Origin of the sequence: Faecalibacterium sp. BIOML-A4 (assembly GCF_009679665.1) — a bacterium.
In the GTDB taxonomy this organism is placed as follows: domain Bacteria; phylum Bacillota; class Clostridia; order Oscillospirales; family Ruminococcaceae; genus Faecalibacterium; species Faecalibacterium taiwanense.
In genome coordinates this window covers 272329-294631 of record NZ_WKZG01000001.1, presented here as the reverse complement: position 1 = coordinate 294631, position 22303 = coordinate 272329, and the positions used below count along the sequence as shown (strand labels likewise).

Below are 22303 nucleotides of genomic sequence, written 5' to 3'. Positions count from 1 at the left end.
CGGGGCTAAATCTTTATTCCGCGTTCTGGCAGAACAGCGAGAAGGTGCGGTAGGCCATGTACAGGTCGGTCTTGTGGATGACCTCGAAGGGCGAGTGCATGGACAGCACCGGCACGCCGATGTCCAGCACCGGGATGCCGCGGTTGGCCACGTACTTGGCAATGGTGCCGCCGCCGCCCAGATCCAGACGGCCCAGCTCACCGATCTGCCATGCCACGCCGTTGGCATCCAGCAGGCAGGTGATATCCCCTACCAGCTCAGCGGAAGCATCGCTGGCAGAGCTCTTGCCGCGGCTGCCGGTGTACTTGAAGAAGGCCACGCCGCGGCCTGCGTAAGTACCGTTCTGCGGCTCGAAGGCATTTGCCCAGGAGGGGTCGTAGGCGGCGGTCACATCGGCGGAGAGACACACGCTGTTCTGGAAGGCAAGGATGTCGTCCTGACCGGCGGCGCGGCACAGCAGCTGCATAAAGTGGAATACATACATGCTCTGCATGCCGGTCACACCGTCGGAGCCGATCTCTTCCTTATCGGTCAGCACGCAGACGGTGGTGTGCACAGGATCTTTCGTCTCGATCTCGGCCATAAGGGCGGGGTATGCGTCCACACGGTCATCGTGACCGTAGCCGCCCACCATGGAGCGGTCAAAGCCCACGTCCCGGGCCTTATGGGCGGGCACCACCTCGATCTCAGCGCGGGTGAAGTCCCGCTCAGTGATGCCGTACTTTTCGTGCAGCAGCATCAGGGTGTTCAGCTTGACGGCCTCCTTGATGTCGGCATCCTCTACAGCGTCGGAGCCGATGAGCACGTTCAGCTCTTCGGCCTTGATGCCCTCGCTGAGCTTGCGGTCGTTCTGCTCGGCACCCAGATGGGGCAGCAGGTCGGTGATGCAGAACACGGGGTCGTTCTCGTCCTCACCCACTGCAAAGGACACGCTGGAGCCATCGGCACGGGTGAACACGCCGTGGATGGCCAGCGGCATGGTGCCCCACTGGTACTTGCGGATGCCGCCGTAATAGTGGGTCTTGAAGTAGCTGAGGTGGTCTGCTTCGTACAGCGGGTTCGGGCGCAGGTCCAGACGGGGGCTGTCGATGTGGGCGATCACCAGACGGAAGCCCTCCTCAAAAGATTTCCGGCCGATGGTAGCGGCCACCACCGCCTTGTGCTCCTGCACAAAGTAGATCTTCTGGCCGGGGGCATAGGTCTTTTTCGGCTCAAACTTTTCGTAACCGGCCTCCAGCAGCAGCTTTTCGCTGGCGGCGGCAGCTTCGCGCTCGGTCTTGGCAGCGTTCAGGAAGGCTTTGTAGCCTTCGGCAAAGGCTGCAGCCTTCTCCTTCACGTCGGCTCTCTTGTCGGCGGCGTACTCCGGCTTGTAAAGCAGCTGTTCGGCAGCCTGCTTTGCGGTAAGTTTCTCGCTCATGTTCCTTATCTCCTCTCAGCTTTCTGCATAGATACGCTGATACCGCGCATAGCAGGAAGTGATCTTTTTTACGTAATGGTTCATCTGGTTATAGGGAAAGCCCTGCAGCGTTTCGCCGTCTGCGGAGTGCTCTTCCATCTGTAAAAGAGCATCTACCGTGCCCCACCCGCTGTGATAAGCAGCAGCGGCAGTGGCAACATCGCCGTTGTAGCGCTCCATGCACAGGTGCAGGTAATAGCATCCGAACCGGATGCTGGTCTCCGGGTCGTAGAGATTTGCAAAGAGCAGTCCTTCGTCCGGTGCGATCTTGCTGCGCAGCCAGATAAAGGTCTCCTCGGTCATCTGCATCAGACCCCGGGCATCCACAGTGGAGGTGGCCTGCGGGTCAAAGCCGCTTTCGGTGCGGATGAAGGCATCCACCAGAAGCGGGTCAAGGCCGTAAGTCTCCGCCCACTGGTCCACCAGCGCTTCGTACTTGCGGGGATATAAAAGCCGTTCTGCCCTGCCCCACAAGTTGGGCACCAGCACAAACAGCAGGATCAGCGCCATGCCCAGCAGGAACAGCCTGCGGCTGCGCATTTTTTTGCGGCGGCGTGCCTTCTGGGCGCGGAGAGCGCGGCGGATGCGGGCCGTCTCCGGGTCGTACTGCGGTGCAGGATCTTGTTCGTTATATCGTTTGTTCAAAGCTCTTTTCCCGCACCTCCTTCTGCCAGAAGCTTTGTGCAGAGCTGCTCTGCCGCAGCCTGCAGATGTGCAAGGCTGGAATCGTTGCGCAGCACATAGTCTGCCTGCGCGGTGAGGGTGCTTTCCGGTGTCTGGGCGTTCAGGCGGCGGGCGGCCATCTCGGCCGAGATGCCGTCCCGGGCCACGATGCGGGCCACACTGGTCTCAAACGGTGCCGTGACCACGCACAGGCGGTCACACTCGGCCTGCGCCGCAGTCCCCACGATGACCGCGCCATCCAGCACGAACAGCGGTGCACCGGCATCCTGTGCTGCCTGCTTTGCCGCACGGATGCGGCGCACGATCTCCGGGTGGGTCAGGCTGTCCAGCGCCGCCTTGCCTTCCGGGGTGGCAAAGGCGCGGTCAGCCAGCAGGCGGCGGTCCAATGTGCCGTCTGCTTTTAAAATGTCTGCGCCGAACCGCTGCGCCAGCCGGGGCAGCAGCGGCGAGCCGGGCAGTAAAATTTCGCGGCTGATCTGGTCGGCATCGGCCAGCGGCACACCGTGGGCCGAAAACACCGCCGTGACCGTGGATTTGCCGCAGCCGCTGCGGCCCGTGATGCCAAGCGCGATCATAGCTTGATCACCCGGAAGGCCGCAGCGCGGATCAGGCGGTTGTACACCGCCATGGAAAGGCCGTCCTTCTGCGGGCAGCGGGCGTAGACCACGGCATCGCCCTGCTCATCCAGCGCGCGCAGGCAGCGGAAGATGTGCTTTGCCTGATCGGCACCGTCGCCCTCGCGTCCATACTCCACGCAGGGCACACCCAGCTTTTCCGCCTCGCCGGTAAAGCACAGGCAGCTGGGATTCTGCTCGGCGTGGGCGTCCACATAGGCTTTGAACTGCTCAAAGGTGCCGTCCAGCAAGGTCACATCCGCCTTGGGTGCGTAGTGCTTGTACTTCATGCCGGGGCTGCGCACCACAGCACCCTCCGGCAGCTTTTCGAGGATGGCTTTGGACACTTCCACCTCTTCGCCGAGGGCACGCTCGAGGTCTTCCAGCGTGATGTGGCCCGGGCGGAACAGGGTGGGCTTTTCGCCCACCACCGACACCACAGTGCTTTCTACGCCCACGTCGCACTCGCCGCCGTCCAAAATCAGCGGCAGGCGGCCGTCCATATCGGTGAACACATCCTGCGCGTTGGTGGGGCTGGGCTTGCCGGAAAGATTGGCGCTGGGGGCAGCAAAGGCGCAGCCGCTCTTTTCAATGACGGCGCGGGCCACCGGGTGGCTGGGCATCCGGATGCCCACGGTGTCCAGACCGGCACAGCACTCCGCTGCCACCTCCGGGCCGCGGGGCATGATGATGGTGAGCGGACCGGGGCAGAACGCAGCCATCAGCAGCTGGGCGCGCTCCGGCACCTCACTGACAAGGCCGGGCAGCATTTCCGGTCCGGTGACGTGGACGATCAGGGGATTGTCCTGCGGGCGGCCCTTGGCCACAAAGATCTTCTTCACAGCCTCGCCGTTGCGGGCATCGGCAGCAATGCCGTAAACCGTCTCGGTGGGCAGGGCCACCAGCTCACCGTTCTGCAGCAGGGCAGCGGCTTTTTCAATGCTCTTTTCGTCCGATGCGGGCAAAATTTCAGTTTTCATTTCCATACGGATCATCGTTCTTTCTATCTGTAAAGTATTTATGCTTTTCAGCATTTATCGACAGGATATCGTTTTATTTCCAAAACCGCATTTCAGCCCTGCTCGTTGAGCTTTTGCAGCTTTTCGGCCTGTTCGTGGGTGGCCAGTGCGTCGATCACCTCGTCCAGATTGCCGTCCATGATCTTGGAAAGATTGTGCACGGTCAGGCCGATGCGGTGGTCGGTGCAGCGGTCCTGCGGGAAGTTGTAGGTGCGGATCTTTTCGCTGCGGTCGCCGGTGCCCACCTGCCCCTGACGGCTGGCGTTGATGGCATCCTGCTGCTGTTTCTGCTTCTGGGCCAGCAGGCGGCTGCGCAGGATCTCCAGCGCCTTGTCCTTGTTCTGGAACTGGCTGCGCTCGTTCTGGCATTCTACCACCATGCCGGTGGGGAGATGTGTCACACGGATGGCGCTGGAGGTTTTGTTGATGTGCTGACCGCCCGCGCCGGAGGAGCGGAAGGTGTCGATGCGCAGGTCCTTCATGTCCAGCGCAAAGTCCACCTCTTCGGCCTGCGGCATCACAGCCACCGTGGCCGTGGAGGTGTGGATGCGGCCCTGCGTCTCGGTCTCCGGCACACGCTGCACACGGTGCACACCGCTCTCGTACTTGAGGCGGTTGTAGGCCCCGGCACCGTCCACCGAAAAGATGGCTTCCTTCACGCCGCCAAGCTCCGTCTCGTTGAGGTTGAGCATTTCCAGCTGCCAGCCCCTGCTTTGCACATACATGGTGTACATGCGCAGCAGGCTGTGGGCAAACAGGGCAGCTTCCTCCCCTCCTGCGCCGCCGCGGATCTCCACAATGACATTTTTGCCATCGTTCACATCCTTGGGCAGCAGCAGAATTTTGAGATTATTTTCCAGCTTTTCCACATCTTGACTTTTTTCGCTGATTTCCTGCTGTATCATCTGCTTGAAGTCCGGGTCAAGTGCGCCCGGTTCTTCCAGCAGAGCTTTGGCCTGTGCCAGATGATCCTGTGCGGTCTGCCACGCGCGGTAGGCCTGCACCACAGGTTCTGCATCGTGGTACTCCCGCATCAGCCTGCGGAAAAGCGCAGGGTCTGCGGCGGTATCCGGCTGGTTCAGGCGGATGGAAAGCTCTTCAAAGCGGTGGCAGACAGCATCCATCTGGGTAAACATGTTCGGCATAATTCCGGCAGTTCTCCTTACAAACTCAGATTCATGTTCGTGCAGCCGAACGGCTCCGGGGCCTTTCCGCCCCGGATGCGTGCTGCGCCGGGCGCTAGGCCTGCCCGGGTTTTACCACCTTTTTGATGTTCTTTTCAATTTTAGCACGCGGCAGCATCACCTCGCGCCCACAGCCGGTACACCGGATCTTAAAATCCATGCCGACGCGCAGTACCTCGAAGCTGGACGCTCCGCAGGGGTGCTTTTTGCGGGTGAGGATGGTATCGCCTACAGCAATGTCCATAGCTCTGCTTCTCCCTTCTGCCTGCCCAAAACAGCAGGCGGTGTGTGCGCAAAGTCCGGCGTGCCGGTTTGCTGCGCATACAGATATAGTATAATGCAAAGCCGCACAAAATGCAAATATCCGCCCATGCGGATGCATAAGTTTTAACAGAAAGGCCGCTGCCGTTCCAAGCACGGCCTAAAAAGCAGAGAAAGAGGAATGAAAGATGATGCAAGCTTACCGTACCGAAGGCAACTACCGTTCTGCTGCGCGCCTGTCCCCCGCTGAACTGCGCGCCGCCATGGCAAACCGCGAGATCCTGCAGGCCACTGCTCTGGCCTTTGATACACAGCGCCAGCTGCGGTTCGAGATCGGCGGGGTGAGAGCCGTGATGCCCTTTGCCCAGTGCGCCGATGGTGCCGCAAACGGCACCGTGCGGGACATTGCGGTGCTGACGAGGGTGGGCCGCCCCACCTGCTTTGTGATCGAAGCGCTGGACACCGATGAGAACGGTCAGCCCTTCTACCGGCTCTCCCGCGCGCTGGCGCAGCAGATGTGCAAGGCCGACTATCTGGACACCCTGCAGCCCGGCGATATCCTGCCCTGCACCGTGACCCATATCGAGCCGTTTGGCGCGTTCTGTGATGTGGGCTGCGGCATCAGTGCCCTGCTGCCCATCGACTGCATGTCGGTGAGCCGCATCTCCTCCCCCGCCGACCGGGTGAGCGTGGGCCAGCAGATCTTGTGCGCCGTCAAGAACCGGGATGTACAGGGCCGCTTTGTGCTGACCATCCGGGAACTGCTGGGCACATGGGAGGAAAATGCGGCCGGGTTCACCGTGGGTGAGACCGTGGTGGGCATCGTGCGCAGCGTGGAGGAATACGGCACCTTTATCGAGATCGCGCCCAACCTCGCGGGCCTTGCCGAGAGCTGCACCGACCTTGTGCCCGGGCAGGCGGTGAGCGTCTACATCAAGAACATCCTGCCGGAAAAAATGAAGATCAAGCTGGTGATCGTAAACCACGCCCTGAGCCAGCGCCACCGGTTCGAGCTGAAGTATTTCATCACCGAGGGCCATCTGGACCACTGGGTGTACTCCACGCCGGAAAGCCCCAAGCGCATTGAGACAGATTTTGCCGCTGCGGCTTGCAATCCGGCGTGAAAGCCTTTATACTATAAAAGAAAAGGAATGCAAGGGGGATGTATGGAACGATGGCCGCCAATGATGCTTTTACTGCCGGTGTACGTCCCGGCGGGTTGACCAGCAGCACCGAGATCCGGCTGCTGCTGTGCTATCTGGTCAAAAATGCCGGACCCATTACCCGGCAGGAGATCGAAAACGCCCTGATGGAAGAAGCGCTGGTGAACTATTTCGAGATCGGCTCGTGTCTGGACGATATCACCAAGCAGCAGCTCGTCACCCTGACAAAGGGCAGCTATACCATTACCGAGAAGGGCCGCAAAGTGGCGCAGGAGCTTGCCTACGACCTGCCCCGCAGTGTGCGGGAGCGCGCTGTGGCCGCTGTGCTGCGCTGCCAGACATGGGCCCGCAAGGAAGCCAAGTACAGTGCCAGCATTACCGAAAAAGAGGACGGCCACTGCACCATCCGCTGCACGGTGAAAGGGCTGGACAGTGAGCTGTTCTGTCTGGACCTCGGCACACCGGACCGGCTGACCGCCGAACTGGTAAAAAAGCAGTTCATCCTCAAGGGCAACGAGATCTACCAAATGCTCATCAATAAGCTGACCGAAGAAGAAAAGTGAACAAATAAAGAGGGAGGCACCCGCGCGGCGCTTCCCTCTTCTGTTTTGTAGCGGTCAGATCAGAATGCAGATGAGCCCGGTGCAGCCCTCATTGATGACCCGTTCCAGCGTTTCCTGCAGGCGGGTGCGGGCCTCCTGCGGCATGTGCAGCAGCTTGTTCTGCAGCCCTTCGTTCACCAGCTCGTGCAGGCTCTTGCCAAAGATGTTGGATTCCCACAGCTTTTCCGGGTCGTCCTCAAAGCCGGCCAGCAGGCTGCGGGCAAGGTCCTCGCTCTGCTTTTCGGTGCCCACGATGGGGCTGATCTCGGTGTGGATGGTGGCCTTCATCATCTGGATGGAGGGCGCGCAGGCTTCCAGCCGCACGCCGTAATTCGTGCCCTGCCGCACGATCTGGGGCTGTTCCAGTTTCAGCTCACTGACCGTGGGCATCACGATGCCATAGCCGGTGGCTTCCACCTGCTCAAGGGCGCTGCGCACCTTCTCGTACTCCCGTTTGGCCTTTGCCAGCTCCATGATGCAGGGCATCAGGCCCGCTTCGTCGCCAATGGCAAGGCCGGTCTGCTCGCTCAGCACCTGATAGAAAATTTCCGGCTTCAGCTCCACCGTGATGCGCACACTGCCGTTTGCAAGGTCGATGCCGCTGATGGCCGAGCGCTGCACCGCGTCACATTCCAGCGCAGGTGCGTCTGTTCCGGAGGGCACATCCTTCATGCGGGAGACCTTTGCCGCCAGCTGCATGGCCGCATCGTACACCTGCGTTTGCAGCCAGTGGCCATTTTCCAGCATCGTGACCCAGCGCGGCAGGGCAAAATCCAGCTCCTGCACCGGGAACTCGTACAGAACCTGCCGCAGGATGCTGCCGAGTGCCTCCGCGTCCAGATCCACGCAGCTCACCGGCAGCACGGTGTGGTCGTAGTCCCGGGCCATGCCCTCGGCCAGCTGCTTCGTCTCCGGCGCATCCGGGTGGATGCTGTTGAGCAGAATGATGTAGGGCTTGCCCAGCGCATCCAGTTCTTCCACGATGCGCTTCTCGGTTCTGGCATAGCCCTCCCGCGGGATGTCGCTCACAGAGCCGTCGGTGGTGACCACGATGCCGATGGTGGAATGTTCGCAGATCACCTTGCGGGTGCCGGTCTCGGCGGCAAGGTCGAAGGGCACCTCGTGGTCGAACCACGGGCTTTTGACCATGCGGGGCTTGTCGTTCTCCTCGTGGCCCATAGCCCCCTCCACCATGTAACCCACGCAGTCGATGAGCCGCACCCGGCACTCGCCGCCGCCCTCCAACTGCAGGGGCACGGCTGCTTCCGGGATGAATTTTGGTTCCGTGGTCATGATAGTGCGTCCCGCTGCCGACTGGGGCAGCTCGTCCCGGGCACGCTCCCGCGCAGCCGCCGGGCCGATGGCGGGCAGCACCAGCTGTTCCATGAAACGCTTGATAAAGGTGGATTTTCCGCTGCGCACCGGGCCAACCACCCCAATGTAGATATCTCCGCCGGTGCGTGCGCCGATCTCGCGGCAGATGCTCTTCTGTTCCTGATTTGCCAAATTGCTCTCCCCTTCCCGTTTGCGCTGTGCACCGGACAGGATTCCGGTCCGCTTGTTGTAATCGTATGTTGGGAAAAGGCCGGATATGACAAAAGGCTCCCATGCCAGCAGCACAGGAGCCTTTACAAACATTTTTACAATTACGGGGTCAGACGGTTGGGGCCGCGGAACAGGAACTCGGCATCCTTGATGGTCAGGCCGCACAGCAGCATGGTCAGGCGGTCGATGCCCAGACCGAAACCGCCGTGGGGCGGGCAGCCGTACTGGAAGAACTCCAGATAGAACTTGACATCATCGGCCAGACCCTTTTCCTCGGCCTGCTTCTTCAGCACCTCGTAGCGGTGCTCGCGCTGGGCACCGGTGGTGATCTCAACACCACGCCAGATCAGGTCGTAGCCCTGGGGCACACCGTTCTCGTCCCGCATGTGGTAGAACGCACGCTTCTCGGCGGAATAATCGGTGATGAAGAGGAACTCGTGGCCGTAGTGCTTCTTCACCCACTCATAGCTCAGGCGCTCGGCCTCAGTGGTCAGGTCGCCCTTCTCGCTCTCATCGACGGTGTAGCCGAACTCTTCTTCCAGACCCTTGTACAGGTCTGCCAGCTTGACCACCGGGAACGGGGTGGTGGGAACGATCACTTCCTGCCCGAACATCTCCTTGATCTGGTCGCCATAGTTGTCCTTGACGGCCTGCAGACCGGCAGTCAGCAGCTCTTCTTCCATCTTCATCACGTCTTTATAGGAAGTGATGTAGCTGAACTCCAGGTCGAAGCCGGAGAACTCGGTGGAGTGCTTGTTGGTGTAGCTCTTCTCGGCGCGGAACACAGGGCCGGTCTCGAAGATGCGCTCAAAGCCTGCAGCCATGGCCATCTGCTTGTAGAACTGAGGGCTTTGTGCCAGATAGGCGTTGCGGTCAAAGTAGTCCACCTTGAACACCTCAGAGCCGCTCTCGCTGGCAGCAGCGATCAGCTTGGGGGTGTGGATCTCGATGAAGTTACGGTCCAGCAGGAACTTGCGCATGGCGTTCACAAAGCAGCTCTGTGCCTTGAACATGAGCTGGTTCTCGTCGGTGCGCAGGTCGATCCAGCGGTAGTCGATGCGCTGGTCGATGCTGGAGCGCTCCACAGCCTTCTTTTTCTTGGTGGCTGCGATCTCCTTGCGGACGATGGGCAGAGCGTTGGCGATGCTCTCGATCTCGATGCTCTCGGGGATCATCTCCACGCCGCCCATCTTGACGTAGTCGTTCTCCACCACCTTGCCGGTGACGGTGATGACGGAATCCGGGGTGAGCTGATCGATGGTATCCACCAGATCGGGGTGATCTTCCTTTTCCACCGTGATCTGCAGCTTGCCGGTAATATCCTTCAGCACGATAAAGGCCATATACTTGCTGTTGCGCAGGTTCTCGATAAAGCCCTGCACCTTGACCGTGCCGCCGATGGCCTTTTGAGCCTCGTTGATATAGGTGCGTTCCATAATACAGGAATCCTCCTTTGACGTCTTGTGTACTGTTTTATTATACGCTTTTCCGGGGATAAATCAAGAGATATGGCGATTTCGAGTTCGCGAGGCAAAATGCAGTTTCTGTTCACGACCCCTTCTGTGAAAAAACAGTTCTGGAAAATCCGCAGATTTTCCAGAACTGCAAACATAAAATCTTTTTCCGCTAAGAATGGCAGAGCAAAGCGGAGCCATTTTTAATGATCCCGCTTTTCCTCTTCGTGCAGAGTGCCGGTGCCGCCCTCCACCACGCCGTCGTGCTTAAGCACAGCGGCAATGGTGCCAAAGAAGCATTTCACATCCAGCCCAAAGCTCAGATGCTCCACATACCAGCCGTCCAGCTTGGCCTTCTCGGCAATTTCCAGTTCGTCGCGGCCATGGATCTGTGCCCAGCCGGTCAGGCCCGGGCGCACATCGTTTGCATGGTACTTGTCGCGCTCTGCCAGCAGATCATACTGGTTCCACAAAGCAGGCCGCGGGCCGATGACCGCCATATCACCTACAAAGATGTTCCACAGCTGGGGCAGCTCGTCCAGACTGGTCTTGCGCAGGAAATGACCCATGCGGGTGATATACTGGTCCGGGTCGTGCAGCAGATGGGTGGGCATATCGTGGGGCGTGTCGATGCGCATAGTGCGGAACTTTAAAATGTAAAAGTGCTTTTTGCCAATGCCCACACGCTTCTGTTTGAAGAACACCGGGCCGGGCGAGTCCAGCTTGATGGCGACGGCCAGAATGAGAAAAAGCCAGGACAGGCAGATCATGCCGCACAGCGACAGCACCACCGCCAGCAGGCGCTTGATTCCATTGCGATACATGGGTTTCCTCCATTTTCCGATTCAAAGTAGCAGTTCCAGTATAACAGTATGGGCCGGAATTTGCAATTGCATCCGCCGCCTGCCGCCGATATTTTTATGCTTTGGCTGCGTTCTGCCGGTTTTGTGGCAAAAAAGTGCCGGTTTTGTCTCTTGTTTTGCAGCGTGGCCCGGGGTAAGATAAAGAAAATGAGAAGTCCACTCCCCCAGTCTCGCTTTCGCTCGACAGCCCCCTCGGAGATGGGGCCTTTGGCAAAACCTCTCACTTTGAGAGAGGTGGCACGCCGAAAGGCGTGACGGAGAGGACAAGGATGCTACAAGGAGGTCCCCTATGATCCAGCGTTTCCGTTTTGGCCTGCCCCTGCCCACCGACAGTGTGGTGCAGGAGATCCCAGTTTCCGCCGGGCCGGTGCCCTTTCTCACCGCTGAGAAAGGCGGCTGGGAATACCGGATGGCTCCGGATGCCATCGTGTACGGTCTGGGCGAAATGCCCCGCGGCATCAACAAGCGCGGCTGGCACTACGTGACCAACAACACCGATGAAGCCCGCCACAGCGAGGATAAGCTTTCCTACTATGGTGCGCACAATTTTCTGCTCATTGATGGCGGTGTGGGCCGTGAATGCTTTGGTGTGTTCATCGATTTCCCGGGCAAAGTGCGCTACGATATCGGCTACACCGAATACGATGCCCTGCGCTTTGCCACCGAAGAGCCGGATCATGAGCTTTACATCATCACCGGCGACGACCTGAACGATATCAGCCGCCAGTTCCGGCAGCTCATCGGCCGCAGCTATATCCCGCCCAAGTGGGCCTTTGGTCTGGCACAGAGCCGCTTTGGCTACAAGACCGCTGAGGACGTGCGGGAGGTGGCCCGCCAGTACAAAGAGAACGATCTGCCGCTGGATATGATTTGCATGGACATCGATTACATGCAGGACTACGCGGATTTTACCGTAAACAAGCAGCGCTTCCCGGACCTTGCCGCCCTGAGCGCTGAACTGAAGGCACAGGGCATCCGGCTGGTGCCCATCATCGATGCGGGTGTGCGCATCGACCCGGAAAACCCCGTCTGTGCCGAGGGCCTTGCAAACGGTTTCTTCTGCACCAAAGCCGACGGCACCCCCTTTGTGGCGGCGGTGTGGCCCGGCAAGGCTTACTTTGCGGACTTCCTGCGCCCGGAGGTGCGGGAGTGGTTCGGCCGGCAGTACAAGGCACTGACCGACTGCGGCATCGAGGGCTTCTGGAACGATATGAACGAGCCTGCGCTGTTTTACTCACCCGAGCGGCTCAAGGCTTTCTTTGAGAGCATGGACGAACTGAGCCGGAAGGACAACATCGTGCAGGATGAATTCTTTGGCAAGGTGGTGGGCGGTGCGCTGGGCCTGATGAACGCCCCGGAGGACTACGCCAGCTTCTACCACGATGTGGACGGCCAGCGGGTGCGCCATGACAGGGTGCACAACCTCTACGGCGGCAATATGACCCGTGCGGCAGGCGAAGCCTTTGCCCGCCTGCGGCCCGGCAGACGCACGCTGCTCTACAGCCGTTCCAGCTTCATCGGCAGCCACCGCTACGGCGGCATCTGGCTGGGTGACAACGCTTCCACATGGGCACAGCTTCTGGCCAATATCCAGATGATGCCCAACGTGCAGCTGTGCGGCTTTCTTTATACCGGTGCCGACCTGTGCGGTTTTTCCTACGATACTACGCCTGATCTGGCTCTGCGCTGGCTGGAGTTCGGCCTGTTCACGCCGCTGATGCGCAACCACGCCACCGACGGCTCCCGGATGCAGGAATACTACCGCTTTGCGGATATGCTGCCTGCCCTGCGGAAGATGCTCCGGCTGCGGTATGCCCTGCTGCCCTACCTTTATAGTACCTTCATGAAGGCGGCATTGGAAAATACCAGTTACTTCCGGCCCTTGGGCTTTGATTTCCCTGCTGACCCGGATGCCCGCGAGGTGCAGGACCAGCTGCTGCTGGGCGAGGGTGTGATGGTAGCGCCTGTCTACACCCAGAACGCCAGCGGACGGCATGTCTACCTGCCGGAAGCAATGAAGCTCTACCGCATCCGCAGTGTAGACGACTACGACACCGAGCTTCTGCCCGCCGGGCACCACTACGTCCGCTGCGCATTGGACGAAGTGCTGCTGTTCATCCGCCCGGGCCATGCGGTGCCGGTGGCAAGACCCGCCAGCTGCACCGCCCAGCTGGACGACACCGCCCTGACCCTGTGGGCCTGCCCGGACGAAAATGGCAGCGCCCGCTGCCGGATGTACACCGATGACGGCGAGACGAGCGATTTTGCCGCACCGGAGCACTGGAAGGTGCTTGAATCCAACTGAAAAACCGTTTTCCTGTGGCATTGCCGGAAAAAACTGTCTTTTTTCGGCGGTGCCACTTGTATTTTTCTGCGCCGCGCGTTATAATATGCCTTCGGTTCCCTTTATTTACGAAAAATTTACATTTCAGATGCTGTCCTCCTAAGCAGTGTGCAATGCTTCGGAAAACGGCTTCTCCGCGTAAACGATAAAAAGGAGGTACTCTTCTCATGGCTCAGACAAGCCGCTCCGCTGACCTGACCAGCGGCCCGATGCTCCAAAAGATCATCCTGTTCTCCATCCCGCTGGCAGCTTCCAGCATTCTGCAGCTGCTGTTCAACGCTGCGGACGTAGTGGTCGTGGGCCGCTTTGCGGGCAGCACCGCACTGGCCGCCGTCGGCTCCAACGGCTCCCTCATCAACCTGCTGGTGAACCTGTTCGTAGGGCTTTCGCTGGGTGCAAACGTGGTGGCGGCCCGCTGCTTTGGTGCAAAAGATGACCACGGCGTGCAGGACACGGTGCAGACCTCGGTGACGCTGGGCCTTGTCAGCGGCGTGCTGCTGGCTGTGGTGGGTTTTTTTGCAGCCCGGGGGCTGCTGGAGCTGATGAGCTGCCCGGAGGATGTGATCGACCTCTCTGCGCTGTACCTTAAAATTTATTTCATCGGGATGCCTATGACCATGCTGTACAACTTCAGCAGTGCGCTGCTGCGTGCCGTGGGCGACACCAAGCGCCCGCTGTACTGTCTGGCAGCAGCCGGTCTCATCAACGTGGTGCTGAACCTTGTGTTCGTCATTGGCTTTTCCATGAGCGTGGCAGGCGTGGCGCTGGCTACCATCATCAGTCAGACCGTTTCCGCCTGCATGGTGACGCGGATGCTGATGAAGGAGGAGGGCGCGCTGCATCTGGATCTGCATCATCTGGGCTTCCACATGGGTGCCCTGAAGCAGATTTTGCTCATCGGCCTGCCTGCCGGTCTGCAGAGCACCGTGTTCAGCCTGTCCAACGTGGTCATCCAGTCGGCCATCAACTCCTTTGGTTCCACGGTGGTGGCAGGCAGTTCGGCCTCCGCCAATCTGGAGGGCTTCGTCTATACCGCCATGAACGCCTTTTCGCAGGCTGCCGTCACCTTTACCAGCCAGAACATGGGCGCACGCAAGTACCAGAACCTGAACCGTGTTGTCCTCAACTGCCTGCTGTGCGCCATCGTGACCGGCGTGGTGCTGGGCGGCGGTGCGGTGCTGGCAGGCACCCAGCTGCTGCACTTCTACTCCTCGGATGCGGCGGTGATCGCCGCCGGATACGAGCGCCTGCGGGTGATCTGCGGCACCTACCTGCTGTGCGGCATCATGGATACGCTGGCCAGCAGCCTGCGCGGCCTTGGCTACAGCGTGCTGCCCATGGTGGTGAGCCTTGTGGGCAGCTGCCTGCTGCGGCTGGTGTGGATCGCCACCATCTTCCAGCTGAACCGCACACCGTTCATGCTGTACATCAGCTACCCCATCAGCTGGGTGCTGACGGCTGCCGTGCATCTGGCCTGCCTGCTGGTGGTGCGGCACAAGATGCGCCAGAGAGGTCAGACACTACAGGCGGCGTAAAGAGAAGCCCTGCGCCCTTGACAATCCCTGAAAAAAGCACTATACTACAAACAGAAAAGGCGCTGTCCGCAATGGTCAGCTCCTTGCCCGTTTAGTCAAGAAAAGATTGACCGCACGAGTTGGTAGCTGGGCGGTCAGTCTTTTTTGCTATCATCGGCTTTGTGCTTGGAAAACATTGTCATGACCTCAACGGCCAGACGGATCACGTCCACGATCAGACCCAACAGTGTGAGAATGAAGGTGAGCAGTGCGAGGGTTTCCAACAGAGTCACCGGATATCCCTCCCTTCGCCTTCAAGGCTCCGGGAAGTTTCATTTTGCAAAAAAGTTCCACTCCCGGAACCTCTGCTTCGTTCTATGTAGAAAGAGCAGCGATAACGGGCAGGAAGCATGACCACCTGCGCTTGCAGATAGCACCTTAACGCCATCCTTCGGGGTGGCGTTTTTAGTTTAACATACTTTTTGACGAATTACAACTTTTTACAGCTCCTTTGCCAGCAGGTAGCGGTCGTGGCCGCCGTACATTTCCCGCCGGGAGACGATGGCAAAACCGGATGCAAGGGCGTTGTGCAGGCTGTACTGGTTCTGCGGGCTGACGGTAGCACCGATGTGGGTGATTTTTTTCGGGAAAAGCGGCAGCGCTGCTTCCAGCATGAGCCGTTGCAGGCCGTTGCCGCGAAAGTCTGCGTGGACGATGGCGCTGTCCGCATTGGCCCAGTGCTCCCACTCGGTGCGTGGCACATCCATGAAGGCCGCATAGTTGTGTGCGCTGCGCCCGCAGAAGCGCACGATGAGATACCCGCCAAGGCGGCTGCCCTGCCATGCGCCGATGCACAGGTCATTGCGGACATAGGCCGTGATGTTTTCCAGCGTGTCCGGCACGAACTGCTCCGGGTCCGGCATGGCGGCGCGCACCTCGTTTTGCAAGGCGTACACCGCCGGGGCCTGCTCCGGCGTGCAGCGGCGCAGCTGCATGGACACCGGCGGCTGCACCGGCTGGCCGCAGATCTTGTGCAGAAAAACTTCCATCTTGCGTTTCCCTCCAAAATAAAATCATACTTTTTCGCTGTTTCCAGTATAAATGCCGCTTTTATAAATGTCAATTTATGTTATAATAAAGTATAAAGGGGTTTGCGGCGTATGGCGTGGTCACAAAGGTGCCGTGCGGCGCAGGCTTCAAGTCCCGGCGGGGAGCATCCCCTGCCCGTGAACGGAGGAACCGAACCATGAAGGAATCTGCACTTACCTCTTCCAACCGATTGGGCGGTGCTGTGATCAGCGACCGCATCGTTGCCAGTCTGCTGGAAGAGCTGCGCACCGGGCGCTATGCCCGGGCCGACCGTCTGCCCGCCGAGGTAGATCTTGCCGCTGAGCTGGGCGTGAGCCGCACCGTCATCCGCGATGCTTTGAGCGAGATGGAGCGCGCAGGCTATGTGGAGCGCGTGCGCGGCATTGGCACGGTGGTGAACCGCGCTGTGCTGAGCCTGCGCAGCCGGCTGGACCAGAAGCTGGAATACTACCCGCTGATCCGCAGCTTTGGCAGCTACCCCCACGCCGACGGCATTCAGGTATTTCCCATCCGTGCCGGTGAAGAGCTGGCCCGCGATCTGGAAATTGAGCCGGGCGACGACGTGATCTGCATCAAAAAGCGCATTCTGGCCGATACCACCCCGGTGATCTACTCCATCGACTACCTGCCCAGAGCACTGTTCGGTGCCAGAGACTACACCCGCATCGACCTGACCGGCGGCGTGTTCGATATTCTGGAACGGGAGTGCCACCAGCAGATCTCCTCCAACGTCGCCCACCTGAAGGCAAGCTGCGGCGATGATGCCATCCGCTCCGCCATGCGCCTTGCTCCGGGCGAGGCCATGCTGTTGCTGGACGAAGTGTGTTTCAATCGTTTGTGCCGCCCGGTGATGCGTTCGCTGAGCTACTACACAAACTTCTTTGATTTTTCCATTTTACGCAAGCTGCTCTAAACCAAAAAACTGACGGAGGTATGCACCCATGCGACATCTGATCGACCCGTTGGATTTTACCCAACAGGAAATCTCCACGCTGCTTGATCTGGCCGACCGCATCCATGACGACCCGGCCGCGTATCAGGAGGTGGCCCGGCATAAAAAGCTGGCTACCCTGTTCTACGAGCCTTCCACCCGCACCCGCCTCTCCTTTGAGGCAGCCATGCTGAACCTTGGCGGCCATGTGCTGGGCTTTCCCAGTGAGAACGTGTCCAGCGCAAGCAAGGGCGAAAGCGTTGCCGACACCATCCGCGTGGTGTCCTGCTATGCGGACATCGTGGCCATGCGCCACCCCAAAGAGGGCGCACCGCTGCGCGCTTCCCGCTACTCCCGCATCCCGGTGATCAACGCGGGCGACGGCGGCCACCAGCACCCCACCCAGACCCTGACGGACCTCATGACCATCCGCCGCCGCATGGGACGGCTGGATGACCTGACCATCGGCCTGTGCGGCGACCTGAAATTCGGCCGCACCGTGCACTCCCTCATCAAGACCATGGCCCGCTGCAAGAACATCCGGTTCGTGCTTATCAGCCCGGAAGAGCTGCGCGTGCCGGACTACATCGTGAAGGACGTGCTGGAGGCCAACGGCATCCCCTACCAGGAGACCCGCAGTCTGGAGGAATCCATGTCGGAGCTGGACATCCTGTACATGACCCGCGTGCAGAAGGAGCGCTTCTTCAACGAGGAGGACTACATCCGCCTGAAGAACAGCTACATCCTCACCAAGGAAAAGATGGGCCTTGCAAAGCCGGATATGGCTGTGCTGCATCCCCTGCCCCGCGTCAACGAGATCGCACTGGACGTGGACGACGATCCCCGCGCCGCCTACTTTGAGCAGGTGCAGAACGGCGTGTATGTGCGTATGGCACTGATCATGACCCTGCTGGGCCTGCGCGACCCCAAGGCACCTAAGGAGGAGAACTGATATGCTGAACATCGATGAAATTCAGAACGGAATCGTGATCGACCACATCAAGGCAGGCACCGCCATTGGCCTGATGGACCTGCTGGGCATTGCGGGCAACCGCACCGCCAGCGTGGCGCTGATCCAGAATGCACGCAGCAGCAAGACCGCCAGCGGCCGCAAGGACATCATCAAGGTGGAGGGCGATGCTTCCTGGCTGAACCTGGATGTGCTGGCCTACCTTGACCCGGGCATCAGCGTGACCATCATTGAAAACGGCAAGGCCGTGCGCAAGGAAAAGCCGATGCCCCCCAAGCGCCTTGTGAACATTGTAAAATGCCGCAACCCCCGCTGCATCTCCTCCATTGAGGAAGAGTGCGACCAGATCTTTGAGCTGAGCTCCAACGGCAAGTACCGCTGCATCTACTGCGAGCAGGAGCTGCAGGTAAAGCCGGAATAACGACACAGAAAAAGAGCTGCTGTATCAGGCAATTTTGCCGTACAGCAGCTCTTTTTTGCAATAAAAAATCTGACGGAACTCTCACCGGCGCAAATGTCCTGTGCGGCAGATGCTCCATTCCCACAAGCAGCACCTGCCGGACAGAAATGCGACGTACCGAGTGACTTTATCAGCAGCAAACCCCAAAGTTCGCCGTTGAAAGCCCCGCCAGATGAGCTGCGCAGCGCATGAGGACTGCACAGCGAAGAGCAAAGGGAAAACAGAGCAGCTTAACACGCACCGCTGCCCGGATCACTGCACAGGGGGCAAAGCTTCACCAGGTCTTCCTTTGGCCGCAAATCCGCCCTGCCCCGGCAGGAGGTCACCTTTACTGGCCTTAGTATAGCATTGTTGCGTGCCTGTTGCACAGAACATGTCATAAATTGTCGGTGCTCATGTCATGAACTGCGCACGGGATGGCGCAGGTAAACCGGAACCACCGGTCGCGGCAGCTCACGGTGTACTCGGCACCGTACTTGCGCAGCACGTCCTGCACGTTGGCAAGGCCCATGCCGTGGCCGCTCTCCTTTTTGGTGGTGCCGGGCAGCTTGCCCTCCTCCAGCAGCAGGTCTTCCTGCACGCGGTTGCGCACCGAGATCAGATATTCTTCCGGCGTTTTGCGGATGCGCACATGCACCTCCGGCGGCAGGGCCTGCGCTGCGGCGCGGGTGGCGTTGTCCAGAAGGTTGGAGAGCACGATGACCATATCCATGCTGTCGAAGGGCATCCGCTTGAGATCGCACAGGTCAAAGTAAATGTTCACGCCAACTTTTTCCGCTTCTTCGTATTTTTTGCTCAGAATGGAATCCAGCAGCGGGTTGTGGGTATCCATGATGGTGGTGCCCGCCGCCACCGTTTTGCTCACGCTGGCAATGTAGGCCTGTGCGCCTTTCAGATCCCCCTGATCCAGCAGGGCGGTAAGGGCTGTCATGTGGTTGGTGAACTCGTGGGTCAGGCGGCGCTGTTCCGTGTAGGAATCCAGCAGGGCTTCGGCACGCTGCTGTTCCAGCTGAGCACGGTAGCGGGAGTTCTGCCGCTGCACCACCTGATCGTTGAACATCTGCACGATGGCGATATGCACCAGCACCGCCACGCTCATGCCAAAGGTGAGCAGCATGGTCATCCGGGTAGCGGGCTGCTGGGTCCCTGTGACCATCAGCACGATGTTCAGCACCACAGCCACCCCGGGGAAAAAGGACATCACCAGCGCCTGCAGCGGCTGCAGAGCACACTTCTGGTTCCAGCTGTACAGGGAATGCGCAACTGCTGCACCCACGATAAGGTTCGCGGCGCACAGCGCGATCAGGCAGCCGGGGTGCTGCCATGCTTCGCCGGTGCGCACTCCTGTGAACCAGGAGTAGGTATAGTTGACCGTGTTCTCCACCAGCAGGCACATGGTGCCGTTGATCAGGCAGGCGGTGAGCTTATCGGCAAAGGTTCCGCCAAACAGCTGCGCCGTAACAAAAAGGTACAGCACATTGAGCAGGACGCTCTGCACATTGAAAAATGACATTCCTGTTGCGAGTGACAGGCCCAGCTGCCCCATACACAGCAGCTCTGCCCACAGAACCGGCCAGCGCAGTTTTCCCCTGCCCAGATAGGCCCACTCCACCAGAATAAAGGCGTTCCCCTGGACCAGACACACCAGATGCCCCAGCATCATTTCCGCAAATGCATCACTCATCCACATACTGCCCCTTCCATTCCAGATATGCGTTCTGGATGGCCGCATAGCCTGCGCGGCTCACGCTCAGCTCCACCCCGTTTTTCAGCAGGGCGCGGTAGCTGCGGATGCTGCGCACATATTTCATGTTCACCACATCGCTGCGGCTCACCTGCAAAAAGCCGTTCTCGTAGAGCATGGGCGGCAGGTCGGCAATCTTGCCGTAGTAGGTGCAGATGGGCCGGCGGGCAATGTCGCCGTAGACGTTGATCTGGCGCAGGTCGCTTTCCAGATAATAGATCTGATCCAGCGGAATTTCCGTTTCGGTGCGGTTGTGGTGCACCGTCAGGGTCTTGCGCTGGTCGGTCAGGGCGGCAAGCAGGTCGTCCAGACACTTGGGCAGGGTGCGCGCAATGTCCCGCTTGAGCAGGTAGCGGTAGGCGTTCACCGTGTAGCCTTCCAGCGCAAATTCCAGATAGGCCGAAACATACACCAGCATCAGGCCGGGACACTTCTGCTTGAGCTGACGGCCCAGCACCATGCCGTTTGCACCGGGCATGTCCACGTCCAGAAACGCCAGCTGATACAGCTCCAGCCCCGGCGTTGCAAGCACCTCGGCTGCGCTGGTGCAGACGGCGGTGTGCACCTGCACGCTGCGGGCGGTAAAGTAGACGGTGACATATTCTGCCATGCGCGCGCCGAACGCCGCATCGTCGTCACAGATCAGGATATGCATGGAAGGTTCCTTTCTGCCGCAAAAGGCCCCTCTTGCAGTAAGAGGGGCCAAAGTAACTATCAGAGAAATTTATCGTAGAGGCCAAAGGCAAAGATGAACAGCACGATCACCGGCAGCACGCAGGTCAGGTAACCGCGCATCCAGTCGTGCATCTTGAGGCCCTTGCCGGTGTTGACTTCCTTTTTATAGTTGTCCCAGCCCCAGCCGTAGTTGGTAACGCAGAACAGCAGGTACACCAAGCTGCCCAGCGGCAGGAACAGGTTGCTCACGAGGAAGTCCTCCAGATCCAGCACAGCGCCGCCGAACACGGCAAAGCCGTCCCATGCCCACACGTTGTAGCCCAGCACGCAGGGCAGCGAAAGCAGAGTGATGAGCACGAAGTTCACCAGACTGGACTTCTTGCGGCTGCTGCCGGTCAGCTCCATGCCGCAGCAGATGATGTTCTCGAACACGGCCAGCACGGTGGAAAGCGCTGCAAAGGCCATGAACAGGAAGAACAGGGAGCCCCACAACCGGCCCATGGCCATGTTGGCAAAGATGTTGGGCAGGGTAATGAAGATCAGGCTGGGGCCGCTGGTCTGGTCCACACCGTAGGTGAAGCAGGCCGGGAAGATGATGAGACCGGCGGTGATGGCCACGAAGGTATCCAGCACCACGATGCGGGCGGACTCGCCCAGCAGGGAGTGCTCCTTGCCGATGTAGCTGCCAAAGATGGACATTGCGCCAATGCCAAGGCTCAGGGTGAAGAAGGCCTGATTCATGGCGGACACCAGCGTGTTGACCACGCCCACCTCTTTCATGCGCCCGAAGTCGGGCACGAGGAAGAAGCTCAGGCCTTCCTTTGCGCCGGGCATGAACAGGCTGTTGACGGCCAGCACCATCATGATCACCAGCAGGGCGATCATCATGACCTTGGTCACGCGCTCAAGGCCGTTCTGCAGGCCCTTGGCGCATACAAAGATGCCCAGTGCCACCACGAACACCATCCAGAAGGTCATCACGCCGGGGTCTGCCAGCATTTCGGTAAACTTGCCAGCCACCTGATCGGCGTTCAGGCCTGCCAGCTTACCGGTGGCGGTCATGTAGAAATAGTGCAGCATCCAGCCTGCCACGGTGGTGTAGAACATCATGAGCAGATAGCAACCAATGAGGGTGAGGTAGCCGTGGATGTGCCACTTCTGGCCCGGCTTTTCCAGTGCCTGATAGGCCCGCACCGGGCTCTTGCGGGAAGCACGCCCCACCGCAAACTCCATGGTCATGATGGGCAGGCCCAGAATGATGAGGAAGATCAGGTAGAACAGCACGAACGCGCCGCCGCCGCCCTGACCAGCAATATAAGGGAACTTCCACACGTTGCCAATGCCGATGGCACAGCCCGCTGAAAGCAGAATGAAGCCCAAGCGGGACTTCAGTTTTTCTCTTTCCATGATTCCAAACTCCTTGTTTTCCGTTCTGCTCTGCCCTGCCCTTTGCGGGGCCGGGCGAAGCGTTGCTTTTGTATTATAGCACAAATTTGGTCGAAGAACAGGGGCGCTTCAGTGAGATGAACTTTTGTTGTCAAAAGTATTCTTTGTCTTTCCCGCGTGCACAGCCCGTCCTGCCGCAGGGCCGTACCGCAATTTTCGTTGCAGGTGCGTCCGTTTTCGGTGTATTTGCGGCAGGCTGCAATTTTTCTCACCTGAAAGGTGAAGAGCTGACAGTTCTTCATCTTTCCACCCAGCAGCAAAAAGGGGAGAAGCATCTTTGGACAC

The 22303-nt window shown here is 59.5% G+C and carries 22 protein-coding genes; 7 read left to right on the top strand and 15 right to left on the bottom strand.

Features of this window, described 5'->3' with window-relative positions:
- Nucleotides 1-13: 13 nt before the first annotated feature.
- The 6 genes from GKG34_RS01380 to GKG34_RS01355 all read right to left on the bottom strand — a co-directional run bounded on the left by GKG34_RS01380 (nucleotide 14) and on the right by GKG34_RS01355 (nucleotide 5201).
- The gene (locus GKG34_RS01380) at nucleotides 14-1417 is read right to left on the bottom strand and encodes an aminopeptidase (RefSeq protein WP_154255429.1); all 1404 of its coding nucleotides are present in this window, start codon (nucleotides 1415-1417) and stop codon (nucleotides 14-16) included.
- Between the two features lie 15 nt (nucleotides 1418-1432).
- Nucleotides 1433-2101 carry a lytic transglycosylase domain-containing protein gene (locus GKG34_RS01375; protein ID WP_005941169.1) on the bottom strand — a complete coding sequence of 223 codons (669 nt, stop codon included), beginning with the start codon at nucleotides 2099-2101 and terminating at the stop codon, nucleotides 1433-1435.
- Entirely contained in the window at nucleotides 2098-2715 is a 618-nt protein-coding gene (coaE, locus tag GKG34_RS01370; RefSeq protein ID WP_097777900.1) for a dephospho-CoA kinase, read from the bottom strand. Before coaE ends, GKG34_RS01375 begins: the two co-directional genes overlap by 4 nt.
- The gene (locus tag GKG34_RS01365; protein ID WP_044953601.1) at nucleotides 2712-3740 is read right to left on the bottom strand and encodes an L-threonylcarbamoyladenylate synthase; all 1029 of its coding nucleotides are present in this window, start codon (nucleotides 3738-3740) and stop codon (nucleotides 2712-2714) included. Before GKG34_RS01365 ends, coaE begins: the two co-directional genes overlap by 4 nt.
- A gap of 86 nt (nucleotides 3741-3826) precedes the next feature.
- Complete coding sequence (prfA, locus tag GKG34_RS01360; protein ID WP_154255428.1) at nucleotides 3827-4918, bottom strand: peptide chain release factor 1; 1092 nt, start codon at nucleotides 4916-4918, stop codon at nucleotides 3827-3829.
- Nucleotides 4919-5012: 94 nt separating this feature from the next.
- Nucleotides 5013-5201 carry a DUF951 domain-containing protein gene (locus tag GKG34_RS01355; RefSeq protein ID WP_005941184.1) on the bottom strand — a complete coding sequence of 63 codons (189 nt, stop codon included), beginning with the start codon at nucleotides 5199-5201 and terminating at the stop codon, nucleotides 5013-5015.
- Nucleotides 5202-5406: 205 nt separating this feature from the next.
- On the opposite strand from GKG34_RS01355, the gene GKG34_RS01350 reads away from it, so the two are divergent.
- Nucleotides 5407-6342, top strand: coding sequence for a S1 RNA-binding domain-containing protein (locus tag GKG34_RS01350; protein WP_005941187.1), 936 nt, complete (start codon nucleotides 5407-5409; stop codon nucleotides 6340-6342).
- Between the two features lie 50 nt (nucleotides 6343-6392).
- Complete coding sequence (locus GKG34_RS01345; protein WP_154255469.1) at nucleotides 6393-6944, top strand: DUF4364 family protein; 552 nt, start codon at nucleotides 6393-6395, stop codon at nucleotides 6942-6944.
- Nucleotides 6945-6998: 54 nt separating this feature from the next.
- On the opposite strand, the gene spoIVA is transcribed toward GKG34_RS01345, so the two are convergent.
- From spoIVA to GKG34_RS01330, 3 genes are all read right to left on the bottom strand, one after another.
- A complete protein-coding gene (gene spoIVA / locus GKG34_RS01340; protein ID WP_154255427.1) occupies nucleotides 6999-8489 on the bottom strand; it encodes a stage IV sporulation protein A in 1491 nt (496 codons plus the stop codon).
- A 140-nt stretch (nucleotides 8490-8629) separates the two neighbouring features.
- Nucleotides 8630-9964, bottom strand: coding sequence for an aspartate--tRNA(Asn) ligase (gene aspS / locus GKG34_RS01335; protein ID WP_005941202.1), 1335 nt, complete (start codon nucleotides 9962-9964; stop codon nucleotides 8630-8632).
- Nucleotides 9965-10185: 221 nt separating this feature from the next.
- Nucleotides 10186-10806, bottom strand: coding sequence for a sugar transferase (locus GKG34_RS01330; RefSeq protein WP_120019758.1), 621 nt, complete (start codon nucleotides 10804-10806; stop codon nucleotides 10186-10188).
- Between the two features lie 328 nt (nucleotides 10807-11134).
- Between GKG34_RS01330 and GKG34_RS01325 the strand changes: the two genes are divergently transcribed.
- Nucleotides 11135-13150, top strand: coding sequence for a TIM-barrel domain-containing protein (locus GKG34_RS01325; protein WP_154255426.1), 2016 nt, complete (start codon nucleotides 11135-11137; stop codon nucleotides 13148-13150).
- A 206-nt stretch (nucleotides 13151-13356) separates the two neighbouring features.
- The gene (locus GKG34_RS01320) at nucleotides 13357-14724 is read left to right on the top strand and encodes an MATE family efflux transporter (protein ID WP_154255425.1); all 1368 of its coding nucleotides are present in this window, start codon (nucleotides 13357-13359) and stop codon (nucleotides 14722-14724) included.
- Between the two features lie 134 nt (nucleotides 14725-14858).
- On the opposite strand, the gene GKG34_RS01315 is transcribed toward GKG34_RS01320, so the two are convergent.
- Nucleotides 14859-14996 carry a hypothetical protein gene (locus GKG34_RS01315; RefSeq protein ID WP_154255424.1) on the bottom strand — a complete coding sequence of 46 codons (138 nt, stop codon included), beginning with the start codon at nucleotides 14994-14996 and terminating at the stop codon, nucleotides 14859-14861.
- A 207-nt stretch (nucleotides 14997-15203) separates the two neighbouring features.
- Nucleotides 15204-15752 (bottom strand): GNAT family N-acetyltransferase, encoded by a 549-nt coding sequence (locus GKG34_RS01310; RefSeq protein WP_097774894.1) that lies wholly within the window; start codon nucleotides 15750-15752, stop codon nucleotides 15204-15206.
- Nucleotides 15753-15949: 197 nt separating this feature from the next.
- Here GKG34_RS01310 and GKG34_RS01305 point away from each other — a divergent pair, with 197 nt between their 5' ends.
- The 3 genes from GKG34_RS01305 to GKG34_RS01295 are packed head-to-tail and all read left to right on the top strand — an operon-like array spanning nucleotide 15950 to nucleotide 18114.
- Entirely contained in the window at nucleotides 15950-16705 is a 756-nt protein-coding gene (locus GKG34_RS01305; protein WP_097777907.1) for a GntR family transcriptional regulator, read from the top strand.
- A gap of 28 nt (nucleotides 16706-16733) precedes the next feature.
- Nucleotides 16734-17675, top strand: coding sequence for an aspartate carbamoyltransferase (pyrB, locus tag GKG34_RS01300; RefSeq protein ID WP_154255423.1), 942 nt, complete (start codon nucleotides 16734-16736; stop codon nucleotides 17673-17675).
- A gap of 1 nt (nucleotide 17676) precedes the next feature.
- The gene (locus GKG34_RS01295) at nucleotides 17677-18114 is read left to right on the top strand and encodes an aspartate carbamoyltransferase regulatory subunit (protein WP_005941235.1); all 438 of its coding nucleotides are present in this window, start codon (nucleotides 17677-17679) and stop codon (nucleotides 18112-18114) included.
- 415 nt (nucleotides 18115-18529) lie between these two features.
- On the opposite strand, the gene GKG34_RS01290 is transcribed toward GKG34_RS01295, so the two are convergent.
- From GKG34_RS01290 to GKG34_RS01275, 4 genes are read right to left on the bottom strand one after another with little or no spacing between them, the layout of a single operon-like run.
- Nucleotides 18530-19837 carry a sensor histidine kinase gene (locus GKG34_RS01290; protein ID WP_154255422.1) on the bottom strand — a complete coding sequence of 436 codons (1308 nt, stop codon included), beginning with the start codon at nucleotides 19835-19837 and terminating at the stop codon, nucleotides 18530-18532.
- Entirely contained in the window at nucleotides 19830-20552 is a 723-nt protein-coding gene (locus tag GKG34_RS01285) for a LytTR family DNA-binding domain-containing protein (RefSeq protein ID WP_005941248.1), read from the bottom strand. Before GKG34_RS01285 ends, GKG34_RS01290 begins: the two co-directional genes overlap by 8 nt.
- Nucleotides 20553-20611: 59 nt before the next feature.
- Nucleotides 20612-21979, bottom strand: coding sequence for a sodium-dependent transporter (locus tag GKG34_RS01280; RefSeq protein WP_154255421.1), 1368 nt, complete (start codon nucleotides 21977-21979; stop codon nucleotides 20612-20614).
- Nucleotides 21961-22293 carry a hypothetical protein gene (locus GKG34_RS01275; protein WP_154255420.1) on the bottom strand — a complete coding sequence of 111 codons (333 nt, stop codon included), beginning with the start codon at nucleotides 22291-22293 and terminating at the stop codon, nucleotides 21961-21963. The genes GKG34_RS01280 and GKG34_RS01275 overlap by 19 nt, the downstream gene beginning before the upstream one ends.
- Nucleotides 22294-22303: the final 10 nt, after the last annotated feature.

Bases quoted from the DNA above. Each gene is read 5' to 3' on its own strand.
- GKG34_RS01380 (WP_154255429.1), bottom strand. From the start codon at position 1,417: ATGAGCGAGAAACTTACCGCAAAGCAGGCTGCCGAACAGCTGCTTTAC.
- coaE (WP_097777900.1), bottom strand. From the start codon at position 2,715: ATGATCGCGCTTGGCATCACGGGCCGCAGCGGCTGCGGCAAATCCACG.
- GKG34_RS01365 (WP_044953601.1), bottom strand. From the start codon at position 3,740: ATGGAAATGAAAACTGAAATTTTGCCCGCATCGGACGAAAAGAGCATT.
- prfA (WP_154255428.1), bottom strand. From the start codon at position 4,918: ATGCCGAACATGTTTACCCAGATGGATGCTGTCTGCCACCGCTTTGAA.
- GKG34_RS01355 (WP_005941184.1), bottom strand. From the start codon at position 5,201: ATGGACATTGCTGTAGGCGATACCATCCTCACCCGCAAAAAGCACCCC.
- GKG34_RS01350 (WP_005941187.1), top strand. From the start codon at position 5,407: ATGATGCAAGCTTACCGTACCGAAGGCAACTACCGTTCTGCTGCGCGC.
- GKG34_RS01345 (WP_154255469.1), top strand. From the start codon at position 6,393: ATGGCCGCCAATGATGCTTTTACTGCCGGTGTACGTCCCGGCGGGTTG.
- aspS (WP_005941202.1), bottom strand. From the start codon at position 9,964: ATGGAACGCACCTATATCAACGAGGCTCAAAAGGCCATCGGCGGCACG.
- GKG34_RS01330 (WP_120019758.1), bottom strand. From the start codon at position 10,806: ATGTATCGCAATGGAATCAAGCGCCTGCTGGCGGTGGTGCTGTCGCTG.
- GKG34_RS01325 (WP_154255426.1), top strand. From the start codon at position 11,135: ATGATCCAGCGTTTCCGTTTTGGCCTGCCCCTGCCCACCGACAGTGTG.
- GKG34_RS01320 (WP_154255425.1), top strand. From the start codon at position 13,357: ATGGCTCAGACAAGCCGCTCCGCTGACCTGACCAGCGGCCCGATGCTC.
- GKG34_RS01310 (WP_097774894.1), bottom strand. From the start codon at position 15,752: ATGGAAGTTTTTCTGCACAAGATCTGCGGCCAGCCGGTGCAGCCGCCG.
- GKG34_RS01305 (WP_097777907.1), top strand. From the start codon at position 15,950: ATGAAGGAATCTGCACTTACCTCTTCCAACCGATTGGGCGGTGCTGTG.
- pyrB (WP_154255423.1), top strand. From the start codon at position 16,734: ATGCGACATCTGATCGACCCGTTGGATTTTACCCAACAGGAAATCTCC.
- GKG34_RS01295 (WP_005941235.1), top strand. From the start codon at position 17,677: ATGCTGAACATCGATGAAATTCAGAACGGAATCGTGATCGACCACATC.
- GKG34_RS01290 (WP_154255422.1), bottom strand. From the start codon at position 19,837: ATGAGTGATGCATTTGCGGAAATGATGCTGGGGCATCTGGTGTGTCTG.
- GKG34_RS01285 (WP_005941248.1), bottom strand. From the start codon at position 20,552: ATGCATATCCTGATCTGTGACGACGATGCGGCGTTCGGCGCGCGCATG.
- GKG34_RS01280 (WP_154255421.1), bottom strand. From the start codon at position 21,979: ATGGAAAGAGAAAAACTGAAGTCCCGCTTGGGCTTCATTCTGCTTTCA.
- GKG34_RS01275 (WP_154255420.1), bottom strand. From the start codon at position 22,293: ATGCTTCTCCCCTTTTTGCTGCTGGGTGGAAAGATGAAGAACTGTCAG.